A 14587-nucleotide genomic window follows, 5' to 3' on the forward strand; every position below is an offset into this window, starting at 1 on the left:
GGCTGGGAAACCCTCTCTCAGCCCCTCGAACCCATGCCCCTTGACCTCGCAGCCTAAAACACCGACCCTTCACATGCCCGGAGCGCGCCGCCAGGGAATTTCCACAGCATTCGCGACACGACCGCGCCATCAGCCCCGGTCGCACGCTCGGCGTGGCCTGGTACCGGTACCCGGATGAGAGCCACAACGGCGACGGTCGTCACATCGGCTATCTTCAGGACCGCGACCAGAAGCTCGCGCGCCTCGACCCGGAACTCTTCGAACATCTGAGCGGCGTGGTCCGGACGGCGCGCTCGATCCGGTCCCTGCTTCCGGTCCTCAGTGACGCGCGGTCCTCGGATGAGGCGCTGGACGTCGCGAAAGTACCGGTCCAGAAGCGCCGGTCATGGCGCGCATCCTGGTTCGATCGGGTGATGGGCGACCTGGAAGGTTGCGACCTCGTCTTCGCGGACCCGGATAACGGACTGACGGACGACGATGATCGCCGTAAAGGGCGGGCGACCTTCGGGAAGTCGCTACCGATCTCTGAGGCGCTACGGCTCAGCGAGGGCCGGGCCGCCGTGATATACCACCACAACACCCGCCGTGCCGGCGGTCACGACGCTGAGGTCGATCATTGGATGTCGGTCCTCGGCGCCCCGTGCCTCGCGGTGCGGGCGCGAGCCTACAATTGTCGGACCTTCTTCATCGTGAACCCGGATCAGCGCATGGAGGACGATGTCCATCGTTTCTGTGACCGGTGGTCCATCCTGAAGGTTTCACTTCACACTCGAGGATAGACAGCACGCGCGAAGTCCGGTTCGCTGAGCCTATTGGGCCTCTGCAACCGTCCCACAGCTTCAGGCCCGGTGTCGTGGTGCAGATTTCGGATCAGGGTTGTGGGTCTTTCGGGAGGAGGCATCCTACCCGGTCCATCAGGGTGATGAAGGAGGCGCGCCCATGTCAGACCCAGCTTCCCCCAAATCGAACGGTGGACAGTCTCTTACCGAACCGGACGATCAGAACCCGGCGTCTGAACCGCGCGCGGGACTGTTTCGCAGGAGCTTGACCTGAACGGCGTCCTGGAGGAACTGACCGTCACGGGTGAAGATGCGGATGTGAGAGATCGGCGGACCGGATCGTAACCGGGCCAGCTTCGTCGTCGGCAGCCAGCTGTCGATTCGGAATCTCCTCCTCTGTAATGGACTGTAGACCCGACTGGCAGCGCTGGGCGGGTTCACCGGATCGGCGCATTTTTCGCAACGCTACGTTTGCGAAAAAACGTGCCAAGACCGTCCCAAACCACCCGGATCGAGTTGATCCCGTTGAAAAAACCCTCGCCGCTTCGGCTTGCGAAAAACGCGCCCGCACCTTGCGAAAAAAACTATATTTATCAATTTGCTACGCCGATATCCGGTACAGTCAGGGCTGGCGGGCGGCGGTCTCTTCGTGTATCCCTCGGCTCACGACAGGAGAACAAAATGAGATCGCACACCACCTCTGACGGACGCTGATCCGTCGTCTGACCGTCTCGGTCCCGACCATCCGGTCCGGACCCTGACGCCCGATCAACTGAACACAGCCCAACCGAACCAGAACGCGCATTTGCGCGAACGATACCCCTTAACCTCGAGGAGCCCGACATGACGAAACCGCAGCCTATCCCACACGATCCACCTAGCGGACCTGACGTGATCGAGGGGCTGCCGCCCCTTCCGGGGCTTCACGAGGCCCTCGCCTACATCGCCAAGGGAAACCCGCCTACGGCAGACCTGCAGCTGGAACCGGAACTTGAGGGCGACGCTGACGACGACCTCGATCATGATGCGCTGGAAGCAGCCGATGATGCGGTTTCGGCGTTTCGGCCTGATCCCTCGGAAATGCTGATGGCCGTGATGATCCTTCGGATCTATGGGGCCGCGGCGTCCTGCGATCAGCCGTTGCGGCCCGAGCCCGGCCTTCTGTCGACGGTCATCATTTCCGGTCCGGAGGACCGCCGGCGCTTCGCCCAGATCCTGCCGGATCTGCCCATCGTCCGCCCGAAGGGCGCGCAATCGCCTGTCGTCGCCATCGAAGACGGCTCCACGGTCGAACGGTCCATAAAAGAACTCGCCCATCGAGTTGAAGGCCTGGTCGAGCGGGGTAAGCCGGTGATCGTCGGGACGTCCCGGCCGGAACGCCTCCCGGCGGACCTGCTCGCGCTTGAAACCCTGCGATTGACCCTGCCGCCCATCAACAAGCGGATGGTCCAGGTATTGCTGGAGGTGCTGCACCCGACCCAGCAGATTCTGATTCCCATGGACGATGCGGATCTGGCGCTGGTGCCGGCGATCCACCTTGCGCCCGTCTTCGCGGCGGAAACCGCCGATCAAGCAGCGGACCGCCTGCGCCGGATCGCGGTCAAGCGCCCGGCGGTTTCCACCGGTCCGACGCTGGACGATGTCCACGGCCAACCGGAGGCTGTCGCCGCGCTCCGCCAGGTCGCGCGCGATCTTCATGAGTGGCGCGCCGGCCGGCTGAAATGGAGTGAGGTGACGCGGTCGTTCCTGCTGATCGGACCGCCAGGCACCGGAAAATCGATGCTTGCAGAAGCCCTTGCGGGAAGTTCCGGGATCACATTCGTCAAGACAAGCTACTCGGATTGTCAGCGGTGTGGACATCAGGGTGATTTTTTACGCGAGCTGAACGCCTCCGCGGATCGCGCGGTAGCTGGCCTCCCGAGCGTCTGGTTCATCGACGAAATCGACTCTTTTCATAAGCGGGGCCAGTCAACCTCCGGCTACATGGTAGGCGTGGTGAATGGATTGCTGACCCTGTTGGATCGCGTGTCAGCTACCGAAGGGGTCATCCTGGTCGCCGCTACGAATGATGTTGAGCGGATCGACACGGCGGTCATACGCGCCGGCCGGTACGACCGGCATATTCGGGTCACGCCTCCAGACAGAAGCGGCGTGCGGACCTTCCTTTCGTCCGCTCTCGCGGCCACGGTGACAGCGGATCATCTGGACCGCCTGGCTGATCAGTTGATGGGGCGGAACTCATTGCACTCGTGCGGGACGCCCGGACCCGGGCGCGTGCAGAGGGGAAGCCCTTCGCAGCGGACCACGTTCAGGCGGCCGCCGATGCCGTCCAACTGCCGCTGGCCGCAGATCTGATGTGGCGCGTCTGCGTTCATGAGGCCGGCCATCTCGTGGCCGGACATGTGTTCGGGCTCCCGGCTGCCACGTCGGCGCGCGTGGCCCCGACCGGGGGCGAGGTGATACGACCGGGTCTTCCGAGCCACACGCGCAAGAGTATCTGGGGATACCAGTGCGCCGTGCTTGCCGGCCGCGCCGCCGAGGAGGTGCTGCTGGGCGACATCTCCTCCGGCGGTGGAACCGGGGTTTCCAGTGACCTGGCGCAAGCCACGCGGCTCGCGATTGAGGCGGAATGCGGGCTCGGCTTCGGCCCGACGCTGACCTGGGTGCCGCCCGAAACCCCTTATTCCTTGCTCCCGGAGCCGATGCGCCAGAGGATCGAAGCGTCGCTTCAGGCGGTGCAGGCCGAGGCGCGGGCCGCGATGGACCGGCACCGGACCACCGTCGAGCGGGTCGCCGGGGTCCTGTCCGAGCGGCGTGAACTGGATGCGGCCCAGATCGCCGATCTCCTGTCCGATATTGTTCAGGAGCCGGTCCGTCCCGAAGGCCGGACGTCGGCGGGGGTGGAGTGATGATCCCGGGCCGCGGGGGTGCGCCCCCTGCGGTCCGGCTGGCGTGTCGGAACGATGTCCGAGCAGGAACCCATGAAGATCAAGATACGCCCGAGGCTGAACACTGGAATGGTCAGCGAAGCCCGCCGCCTCGGGCTCGATGTTTCCCGGATCGTGGACGACGCCTTGATCCAGGAAGTCGAGGCAGAACGCCGCCGGCGTCAGGCCGACCGGGGCGGGGACCGCGAAGACGGCGACGGGACCGGGTCCGGCACCACGGCGAGTTAGCCGAAGACGCGCCCGCTCACGCTGCGGCCGCCCGCGCTACCAGACGACAAGACCCGGTTCGACCATTCACGCGACGTGACCGGGATTTTCCATTACAATTCAATCAGGAGACCATCATGGGAGACCTGTTCAAAATCCGAGCCGCAGCGAAAGCCCGCTCCCGCGAAAGGGACGAGGAGCGGCTGCGTCGGGGCGAGGTTACCCCGTCCCAGCTCCAGCAGGAGAATCTGGCGTTCCGGGGCTTCCGAAAGGGCGCGATCGGCCTGCCGGCGAAATACATGAAAAAGATCAAGCGGGACGCGGACAAGGACGACACGGACCCCACGACCGAATGAGGCGTCCAATTTGGCTTGTCGCTCATCAATCCCATATGTTTGCGCCAACATGGGCTTGGGCCGCGGTCATGTCCCCACATACAAGAGGGTTTCGTACCACTCGTCTGGTGTTTGACGGGGATCACGGTTCACAGGGAGCTCTTCGGTGCAGATGCAGGCCCGCAACAGGTTCCCAGGTTGACGCAAGTCCTTCACCAGCGCTGTTTTCAGGCGATGGGCCGCGACATAGGAAATCTCGTACCGGTGGGCGAGCCCATGCCCGGTCAGATTGTCCTCTTCCAGCCCCTTCGCGCAGGCGGTGATGACATCGCTGGCGGCGATGAACCACAGCCTGAGATCGAGCCTTGACCGGTGCATGATCGTTCCCGCCGTCACCGAAAACTGCGCCCGGCATGACCGGCACTGGTACAGTGAGCGTGTTTCAACCATCCCGATGTTCCGGTCGCCACACGATGGGCATGTCACACCTGACGGCCAGCGAACCTCCGCCAGGCGTCTTTGGCAGGACGCCGTATCCAGGAAGGCTTGCTCGACGCCGCCAATGGGGAGGGTTCGGCACATCTCCATCCATTCAACGCGCGCCTCGACGTCAACAACGTATTGTTTCCGCCGCTTCACGGTTCACCGGACCTCAACCCAGATCGGGGGCATGGTCACTGATCAACCTGGTCGGCGTGCCGGACCAGGACACGCGGAGCGCCTTCTTGGCCCGGGTGGCGGCGACGTGCAGAAGAGATCGATACTGGGTGACGATATCTTCGCGATCAGCCGCATCAACGGCCGATTTCAGGGCCCCGGGCGGTGGGAAGGCGGACTCGGCCAGGAAGGGGATCGCCACGGCGAAAAACTCCAGCCCCTTGGCGCGGTGCATTGTCGTGATCCGGACCCCGGGGACGGACCGGTCATCAGCGCCAGCCTGGAGAACCACTGTCTCGATACCGTCCGCCCGCAGCGCCGCGCTAACGCGCTCAACATCTGCGCGGCGCGCACAGAGGATTCCGATGTCCGAAAGTCGCACGTTTTCCGATGGGAGACTGCGAACCCAGGTTGAAACCCCTTTCAGTTCTTCGACTTCCGAAGTGCAGCCGACCAGTTCAGGCGATACACCATGCAGGAGGCTGACATAGCCCTTGAGGGTATCGCTTCCCTCATCGAGATCATCGACGCTGACGCCTTCCAGAACCGAAACAGCCCACGACCTGATTTCCTGCGTCGTCCGGTAGTTGAGCCTGAGCCGCTTCGAGCGGCCGCGCACGTTGATCCCGCAGCCCGCCATACTGGCGCGGCGCCCATAGATCCGCTGGTGCGCATCGCCCACGATGAAGAGCGAATTGCGATCCCCAGTCGGGCCTTCCGGGACGATCGCCCGGATCAGACGGAAGGCCTGCTCGCCCATGTCCTGCGCCTCATCCACGATCACGGCCGCATAGGGGAGGTTCGGTGCCTCGGAGGACAGGATTTCGATCGCTTCACGATAGGCATCATCCGGCTCGGCGAGCCCTTCACTCACCACTCGGGCTCGATAGTCAGCGAAGATATCCCATAGAGAGACCCGTTTTCGGCGGTCAAGCGGCGTACCGCGTCCGGCCCGGGATACCTTGAGGTAGGCCCTTTGATCCATCAGACCTTTCGCCTGAACGATCTGTGCCCATTCCGCGCGGATGAACGGTTCCGAGAGGCCCTCGGGAAGATCGTGGTCGTCGAACACTTCACGCCAGATCTGGTCCAGCCGGTCCCGCGCTTCCCCGAAGAACGCGACCTCACGCGCGAAGCTTTTCCGCTTCAGGAACTGGGAGACCCAGCGATCGAGGTTGATCACTTCGATCCGGGGCGGCCGGGCAGCCAGATGCTCCGGGCAGAGGGTCCGGAGGTTCGCTTCGATATCCTGTGCGAGACTGGTCGTGAACGTGGTCAACAGAACCCTTTGACCAGCCCGAGTCAGATCCTGTTCGATCTGGTCTGCCAGGTGCTTCGCCCGGTGCATGGCGACGACCGTTTTCCCGGTCCCGGCGCCCCCGCGCACCATGGCCGGGCCGTTATAGTCCCGGTAGGCGAGCTTGCGTTGATCGGGGTGCAGGAACACGCGCCACCCTTCGAGCCCTTCCTCGAAGACGCGCCGCAATTCTTTTTCATCTTCGGGGATGAAGATGGTCTGGCGGCTCTCTTCGGTCTCAATCATCTGATCGAAGGTCAGGTCGGCCGGTGGGGTTTCCGGGGCGGCTTCTGTCTCTTCCGGAACGCCCGTCAGCGCATAGACTTCCTCGTCGGAATAGCCCGCGGCGAGCGCATAGAGGATCTGATAGGTCAGCGGGTCGAAACCTTCTTCCGCCGTTTCGAGCCCCTCAATCGAAGTAAGGGCGCGGACGGCCGGGATTTCTTCGTCCGGAACACCGAGGGCCTTCAGCCGTTTATCGGCCACTGCCGAGAACGGTCGCGGCTCGTCAGCGCCCTGAGGCTCAGCCTCGACGACGGTTACGTCGAGTTCCTTAACGACGCGGATCCGGTTCGTGTCCGGGTCCAGTTTGACCCGCCGGTTTCCGGCCCAGCGGTAAGCCTTGTCGTGCTCGTTCACATGCACGAACATGATGTCGCGGCCGACCTCGAACGCGATGGCCCGGTACCCCTGATCAACCCGGAGGGATTTGATCGAGCTGTCTTTCGCGCCTTCCACCGTTTCAAGGTTGAGCCCGTTCGCGGACGGGTCCGACATATAGCGGGTCATCATATCCATGAAGCGCAGCGCCACCTTGTCGGGGAGCTTCCGCAGGCTTTTCATGCAGCCGATGTCATAGGAGACCCGCTTGTTGATCGCGTCCATCATGTGTTCATCTCCTGTAGTGCCTGTATAACTCTGGTGACCGTCTCGCCGATTGGATCGCTCTCCGGATCAAACGGGATGAGCCGCCAGCTCCCCCCCTCGCATGGCGTTTCCGCGATCGCGACGCCGGCCCCCTCCCAGCCAAACTCCATCATCCCCACGACCCGCCCCTCGACGAGGAGGTCATCCCCGAACCGGTCCGGGCCTGGCACTTGGGCTGCGATCAGGGCGTCGATCAGGGGGTGGAACAGGTCATCACAAAGGGCCCGGGCCTCGAGCCAGGCTTCGGTGTCCGCATCCGTCGGCCCGGTCCCGACCGACATATCGGGTGGCGAGAGCGTGTCGAGACCCGCCAGTTCAACGTGGAAACCACGCAGGCCCTGAAAGAGATTGACGAGCCGCCAGAGACCACGCCAAGCCTCGGCGTAGAGGGCTTTCGCCGCAGGCTCGTGGCCCGGATCAGGGAGTTCCGCGCGCAGCAGAAGCCGAATATCGGCGTCTGTTCCCGCCCATTCCGTCGGAGAAATCTGCTTGCAGGCCAGATAGAGGTCGAGCACTCCCGCCCCGACATGCTCCGTCAGGCCCGGTGTCAGCAGGAACTGCCGCCCCTCTTCCGTCAGGGAGGCCTGGCGTGGCAGCTGATCGAGCGGACGCCCGGTCGCAACGAAGCCCCGGGTCAGAATCGAACGGCCCGGAAGCCCATCGTCCCGGGCACCATCCAAAAGGCGCAAGAACCCCTCAAGGGAGCTTTCCCCCTGAAGGGCACGGACACCATCGATCTGATCTGCGAAGCCCGGGAAGGCGCACACCCGGGCGAGCCGTCCGACCTTCTCCCCGCTCAGGGCCGGTTCCGAGAGCGGATTAAGATAGGACCGGTTCTCTGCGTCGAGGTCTGCCCAGGCGAGGGTCCAGACCCTAACCTGACCAGACCGGATCATCAGGACCCGGTCGAGCAGGTCCTGGGCCACCGTCTCGGCGTGATACTCAAGGCCGTCCATCTCAAGAACGACGGGCACCGCTCCGGTCTGACCGGTGGGTGTAAGAAGGAAGTCGATCCGTTTGCGGGGGAGACCCTTGAAACGGGCATCGATCTGCACCTGGGGTTCGATCGTCCAGAGCCGAGGCCGGTCTTTCGGACCCGCGCGCAGCACAAAACCGCGACGCCCGCCCGAGAGAACCTGCGGGGTCAGTGCATCGTCACCATACCGGTTCGCAAGGGCGTTCAGGAGGCGCTTCTCAAGCGCACTTTCGACCATGGCGTCCCGGATCGACGCGTCGATCCCCGTCTCGGTCCGGCTGAGGCTGTCCCACTTCTGCAGGATCGCTTCCATCATTTGACGGGCTCGATCCCGATCCGGCTCGCCAGGTCCGAACTGGGAGCGGTACGGCTTCACGCATCGGAAGCAGCCGTTCCGATCCGGTTCCTGGTTACAAGGACAGTCCCGAAGCGCCTCCGCCGCGCGACTGATCACCGCCTTCATCGTGTCCGGGTGCTCTCCGACCTGCCGCAGATACCCGGACCCGCCCGGGACCGCATCATAGAGGTAGAGGCTGCGGACGGTGGTCATACCGTCGAGCTGGGCTGCGAAGATCGTGGAGCGAAGGTGGTCGACCTTCCCCGCGAAGTGTCGGCGCATGCCGAGGTTGATCGCGGCGACGAAGCTTTTCAGATCATCGTCATCCGCCTCACCGACGACAGGGATCACGATCCGTATCGCTTCGGTATCAAACTTCCGCATCAGGAAGACGCCGGTCTCCCACCTCTCGCGGGCGAGATCCGGTTCGCGGATGACCTTACAACTTGGCGGATGGGTCCCGCGATCGTCCTGGTCCCTCGCCGGCCTCTGCAGCGTGCCGCAATGACGGCAAATCAGGAACGGCTGCGCGGGTCTCTTCTCGCCTGCGATTTTCGGGCCAGGAAGGGCGGATTTCGGGCCGAAGTTGAAGTCCCGGAAGGTACAATGGGGCAGGAACTCGAACCCGAAGGGCGCACCATTGTCCCGGCTCGTGAACCAGGAAGAGGCGATCTCTTCCGGCCCGTGAAAGGGCATGAGAACTCGGTCGAACTGACGCTGGTCCCGCTGATCCCCATCCCGGATCGCAGCCTTCTCCTCGCTGTCGACAGAGATCACGGATTTGAGCTGGACGACATCGTGGTTGGACCCGGAGTCAGACCACATCTCATCCCCGCAGCGCGGGCAGATGTTGGTTTCCGCGCCCTCGATCCGGTGCGCGACATGGGAACAGGAGGGACAGAAGGTCCAGCGGCTCAGATCTTCCTTCCCGATCTCGATCCGCTCGATTTCGACCTGTCGCCCGTTCGCATAGAAGAACTGGCCCGGTGCGAACTCTGACAGGGCCGAGCTGGCCGGTCGGGAATACTCCACATAAAGAAGCCCGTCCTCGTCCCTCGAAGCGGTCTTGGAAGGATCGTTGCGGCGCGACAAGATCGACGTGAGTTTCACGCCCTCTTCTGGGAAGGCGTAGTTCGGCAGGATCCCTTTGTCGGTGAGGAATTTGATGACCGCCACGTCATCAATCCCGCTGCGGATCAACCGGTTGATCTCGGTCCGGTCACGCGCGATCTCGCCCTCCCGCTTCTCAAACTCGTCATCGGTCAACTCGGCGCGACGTTTCCGCAGCCGGGTCAGCTCCTTCGTGGCCTCCTCGCGCTTCTCGATCAGTCGAGCCTTCTCGGCGGCGGCGCCGTCGAATGCCGCGCCGATCCGCCACCCGATCGAGGTTTGATCGGTCCCGGTCAGGAAGCCGCGAACCCGGTTCACCAGGTCGGTGCGCGCCTGAACATCTGGCGGAAGCCCTGCCAGGAAGGCCGTCGCCAACTCATCCCCCTTGGCCCGGACCAGATCCAGCCACTCAATGGGGAAGCCCTGCGTCGCCCCGGAGGAGCGGCGTTTCAAGACATCGCGCACCTTCCCGTAATCCCCCGCCTCGGCGGACGCCGCGACATAGGTATCGAGGGTGAAGGCCGTCACCTGACGCAGAAGGACCTCTTCGGCCGCGAGGAAAACCCCTGGTGGGCGCACCTGCCCCGCCAGCATCGGGGTCGGATCCTCCCAGAACTGAAGGTCATGGGCCCGCGAATTGGCGAGGACCATGTTCAGGGCATTCCCATCGCGCCGCCCGCTCCGGCCCATCCGCTGGACGTAATTCGCCTCCTCCGGGGGCACCGAGCCCAGAAGCAGGGTCGAGAGGTCTCCGATGTCGATCCCCATCTCAAGGGTCGGGGTCGCGGAAATAAGGTTCGGGGCCCACCGTGTCTCGCCCGTGATGAACCCGGTCTCGACCCGCAGCCGCTCATCGGTTTCGAGGATGCCGGTATGCTCGCGCGCGACCACCCGGTGGTTCCGGTCGGATTGAAGAGATCGGCGCAGCGCCGGGCGCGACGGCATTCCCGCCACCACAAGATACCCGGAACAGCCGATCTTGGTGCAGGAGGATCCCGCCGCAAAAGCCTCGTTCTCCTCAAGCGCCGTCTCCTGCCGACCACAGCGATCACAGGTGAGCCCGATTGTCCGGGTCGTGACCGTGATCTTGTCCGGGTCGATCAGCCAAGCGTGCCGGTTCTGACCGTCCGGGCCGTCAACCCGGCGCAGGATGCTGTCCGCCTCGAGACGCTGCAGAACCATCGGGTAAATCGTATCCGGCTCCGTTCCATAGCGGAGATCCGCCGCGCCGAGGGTCCGGAAGAGCCAGTCCCGATACCAGCTCACCCCCTGCGATTTCGTGATGCGCTCGAATCCGATCGGTGGGTAAGCCAGTGTTACCGGGATGGGCGCAAGGCCGCGCCGACTGTCCGGTATCGGAAGCGTGCGGGTCCTGCCGACCCTCATTTGGGTCGCCGCTGCGAACCAGTTCAGGCCGCGAGCGCCCGAGGCCGTGGCAATCGCGCTGGCGATATAGGGATGCGCGACAGACCCTTGGCTGCGCATACGCTGCACCACACCCGAAAGGAACCGGGTAAGAACCGCCGGGTCGATGTCGGGGGCTCCGGGAAGGTCGTTCTTGAGCTCTCGGGCAAGCCGCTCCGCAGAAACGTTCAAAAGATCGGCGGAGACATCCGCTGCGGCCATGCCGTTCGCTTCAAGCGTATGACTGAAATGAGACCGATAGCTCAGGTCAACGAAATATTCCCACCCGAGGCGCAGCGTCATATGACGAAGGAAGCCCGTGTCGGTGATCGAGGTCCCGGTCCGGATCAGGTCCTGATATCGGCTCCGCCACGTCTGCTCTTTCGGAATATAGAGAGCGGTGAAGGCATCCGGCCCATGTTTTTCGAGCTCTGCGGCAGGAACGGTTTCGATCACCTCCGCGAGGCTCATCCCAACGGTTTCGGCTTCCTCAAGGGCGGTGAAGAGGGATTTCTGGTAGACTGAGAGGGCGTTCCGGGTCTCGGCCACCGCCGCCCGATGCGCCGCATCCTGCACGGAATCCGAGAACATCAGAAACCGCGGCTTCGCCTCCGGCTCTTCCTCGTTCTGGGCCGAGGTATAGAGGGTTCCCGTGATCCCGGTCGTCAACCGGGCCGCCCGCATCCCGAAGAGCAGGAGACCGCGCGCCTGACCACAGGCCGGGCAGGATCGGTCGATCCGCCCGCTCGTTGCATCCGTTGGGTCATACATCCAGACCGGTGCGGCGGGGCCGGTTTCGAGATTGTCGTGGTCCGAAGGGGTGAACTCGATGCTTTCGGCGTCCAGAAGCCCCTTCACGATCCGCACACCGCCGCCGGCCGCGGGGATCATCCGGTCGAGGGTCTCGTGATAGAAAAGCCGGATCTTTCCGCCGGCGTTGTCATCGAAAAACTCTTCGTAAAGCTGCTCGAGCGGGGCCCAGCAGGCGGTCGAGTTCGGGTTCAGCCGCCCGACATGGGCAGTAGCCCCGCAGCGGTTACAGTTCACGATCGGGAGCGAACGTCGCAGGGCGTGTCTGTCGAGATCCAGCGCATGGAACAGGTCCATCTGGGACCTGACGCCACCCGCCTCGGTCCGGGGCAGGTTCGTCACCATCCGCGCCATTTCGCGGATCCAGAGCTGAAGCCGGACGTTGAATAGGGGCCGTGGACTCTCGGCCGAACCGGACCGGGCCCAGGCGACCAGCGCAACGACCAGTTCCGCAAGCGCGCGGTGATCGGCCTCGGACCAGTCCCGCAGGAACCGGACCTGCCCTAGCCCGGCGGCGATCGCCTCAAGCGAGGCCGGACCTTTATGTTCGGCGATGATCTTGAGGACCCGCTGACACAGATGGTGTTCTTTCAGCCGTTCACCAAGCGCGATCCGCCAGGCTGGATCAGCGGCATCGCCCTCGTCGAGGAAGGCGAGGTCCGGATCGGCTCGGTCCGGGAACAGGGTTGTCGCCAGGCGAAGCGCGGCGGCGGCCTGGTCCATTTCTTCGGCCTCGCGCAGAGCCGCGTGGATTTCCGCCGGGTCCGGCCGCTCGAGATATTCCGGATCCCCGAACACCTCGTTCGGCGTCTTCCGGGTCTCCGTCACCACCGCCCCTTCATCGAAGGGTTCCCCGAAAATCGTCTCGGCATAGCGCCGCAGATCGACCTTCGCGTCTTCACCAGCGCCGAGCGTGGCCGAAGACCCCACGCAGATCAGATGACCTTTCGGGGTATTCAGACGGTGTTTCAGGCGGCGCAGCAGAAGGGCGAGGTCAGCGCCCTGCGCACCGTCGAAGGTGTGCATCTCATCGACGACCAGGAACCGGAGCGTCTCCGGGTCGTTCTGCGCCCAGAGCGACTTGTCCCGACCGCGCAGCAGCAGGTAGTCGAGCATCTTGTAGTTGGTCAGCAGGATGTCGGGCGGGTTTTTCCGCATCGTCTCGCGATGCGTGATCACGCTGTCCTCGGTCACCTCATGGGCCGGGTTACTCGGCTCCTTATCCGCATAGATCCCGGCCCTGACCCCGCTCAAAGATGGGATATCGGTGATCGCCGCCGCGATCCGGCGCGCCTGGTCGGTCGCCAGCGCATTCATCGGGTAGATCAGGATCGCCTTGATCCCGGGCTTCCCCTTGTTCCGCCGACAGTGGTCCAGGATCGGCCAGAGGTAGGATTCCGTCTTCCCCGACCCGGTCCCGGTCGCGACAAGCGTCGAGCGCATCGTCGCCCCGCTCAGCCTGGCGAAGGCGTCCGTCTGGTGCTGGTAGGGGGCGAATTTCAGCGGCACCTCCGGAAAGGGCTGCGCCCATGTCCCTTCCTTCGCCCCGTCGATCTGCCGGAACGGCATGTCGACCGAAATCCACGGCCCCTTCAGGAAGTTCGCGGGCTCGGCGATGAACCGGTCTACCATCCCCTCAAAGGCGGGGCTGGTGCTGTTCAGCGTCGTGTGGACCAGTTCGCGCAGGCTGTCCTGCACATGACGGGCGAGGAGGATCGGGTTCATCTCACGCGGCCTCTTCGGATTTCAGCCGCTCGAAATGGGCCCAGGCGCGGCGGTAGTCCTCGATCCGGTCGCACTGGGTGAAGGGGCCGACGAAGTGTCGGGTGACGGTGCGGGGGCCGCCGGGCATCGTGTCGTCGATGGCGGTGCAGGTCAGGTCCGCCGGGTTGTCAGCGAGGATCCGCTCCCACGCGGCGCGGCCGGGGCTTTTGCCGCGCTCGTCCAGCCAGCCGACGCCCGGTAGGCCCTTGGAGCAGGTCCAGACGATCCGGCCGTTCTGGTCGTACCAGGTGCCCGCCTCGTTTTCCTGAAGGACGGGGAAGTAGATCCGGTAGATCTCGATCAACTGATCGAGGGTCAGGCCGAGCGCCTGCGCGACCAGCACGTCGATCTCGACCAGCGCCATGCGGCGGGCGAACTCGGTGCGGAGGCCTGCGGTCCGGTCCCAGGTGGCTGGGCCCTCGACAGGGCCCTCGAGATTAAGGCGGGTGTCAGGGGAGGACCAAGGGAGGACGTCGAGGGTTGGGGCGTGGCCGTTCCAGAGGTCGGCATATGCAGTCGTGAGGCACGAAAGTCGTAGAACTCGGTGCACCTCCGTGCCAACGGGCGAGATACTCGGCAGGCTTGCGACATCACTATCGTACAAATTCTGTTTCCCCGCAGCCTTAACGATGAAGTCACCCAATACAGAAACAGACAGACATGAGAATGCTAGGAGCACCTCCGTATCTTTGAATGCAACACTTTCGACGGAACTGATGTGTCCCACTCCAGGCGGGATCACGGAGCCAATGAGAGTCCTCTCATTGTTTGGGTTCAGCATCTTCCTAAATGCCAACCGATAGAAATCTACATGCCGTTGAGTCGGATTCCATGAACAACGAACGAGTCGATTGCGATACTCTTCGGTTGCGATGGATGGACCAAAGTTGGTGCGAGGAAAATAATCACAGGGAAAGTCTGAAAAACCTCGTGCTCTGAGCGGGTTGCGGTAGACTGAGCGGGACCTTGAAGGATGCCCGCCGATGCCCAAACAGCCCGCCTTTCCTGCGCTACGCCAGTCAATGAAGAAGAAACA

The 14587-nt window shown here is 63.7% G+C and carries 9 protein-coding genes; 5 read left to right on the forward strand and 4 right to left on the reverse strand.

Annotated elements, in window-relative coordinates; genetic code table 11:
- Positions 1-152: 152 nt before the first annotated feature.
- From AAFO90_RS21990 to AAFO90_RS22010, 5 genes are all read left to right on the forward strand, one after another.
- Positions 153-779 (forward strand): hypothetical protein, encoded by a 627-nt coding sequence (locus tag AAFO90_RS21990; protein ID WP_347510791.1) that lies wholly within the window; start codon positions 153-155, stop codon positions 777-779.
- Positions 780-1622: 843 nt separating this feature from the next.
- The gene (locus AAFO90_RS21995) at positions 1623-3134 is read left to right on the forward strand and encodes an AAA family ATPase (RefSeq protein ID WP_347510792.1); all 1512 of its coding nucleotides are present in this window, start codon (positions 1623-1625) and stop codon (positions 3132-3134) included.
- A 161-nt stretch (positions 3135-3295) separates the two neighbouring features.
- Positions 3296-3688: a hypothetical protein gene (locus AAFO90_RS22000; protein WP_347510793.1), complete on the forward strand. Its 393-nt coding sequence runs from the start codon at positions 3296-3298 to the stop codon at positions 3686-3688.
- 72 nt (positions 3689-3760) lie between these two features.
- Positions 3761-3955, forward strand: a complete 195-nt coding sequence (locus AAFO90_RS22005; protein WP_347510794.1) for a type II toxin-antitoxin system CcdA family antitoxin — start codon at positions 3761-3763, stop codon at positions 3953-3955.
- A 116-nt stretch (positions 3956-4071) separates the two neighbouring features.
- Positions 4072-4290: a hypothetical protein gene (locus tag AAFO90_RS22010; protein WP_347510795.1), complete on the forward strand. Its 219-nt coding sequence runs from the start codon at positions 4072-4074 to the stop codon at positions 4288-4290.
- A 66-nt stretch (positions 4291-4356) separates the two neighbouring features.
- Here AAFO90_RS22010 and AAFO90_RS22015 read toward each other — a convergent pair whose 3' ends face one another.
- The 4 genes from AAFO90_RS22015 to AAFO90_RS22030 form a co-directional block, all read right to left on the reverse strand.
- Positions 4357-4857, reverse strand: coding sequence for a transposase (locus AAFO90_RS22015; RefSeq protein ID WP_347510799.1), 501 nt, complete (start codon positions 4855-4857; stop codon positions 4357-4359).
- 64 nt (positions 4858-4921) lie between these two features.
- Positions 4922-7111, reverse strand: a complete 2190-nt coding sequence (locus AAFO90_RS22020) for a UvrD-helicase domain-containing protein (RefSeq protein ID WP_347510796.1) — start codon at positions 7109-7111, stop codon at positions 4922-4924.
- Positions 7108-13512, reverse strand: coding sequence for a DEAD/DEAH box helicase (locus tag AAFO90_RS22025; RefSeq protein ID WP_347510797.1), 6405 nt, complete (start codon positions 13510-13512; stop codon positions 7108-7110). Before AAFO90_RS22025 ends, AAFO90_RS22020 begins: the two co-directional genes overlap by 4 nt.
- Position 13513: 1 nt before the next feature.
- Complete coding sequence (locus AAFO90_RS22030; protein WP_347510798.1) at positions 13514-13915, reverse strand: hypothetical protein; 402 nt, start codon at positions 13913-13915, stop codon at positions 13514-13516.
- Positions 13916-14587 lie beyond the last annotated feature (672 nt).

This window comes from Phaeobacter sp. CAU 1743 (assembly GCF_039839315.1).
GTDB lineage: Bacteria > Pseudomonadota > Alphaproteobacteria > Rhodobacterales > Rhodobacteraceae > Phycobacter > Phycobacter gallaeciensis_A.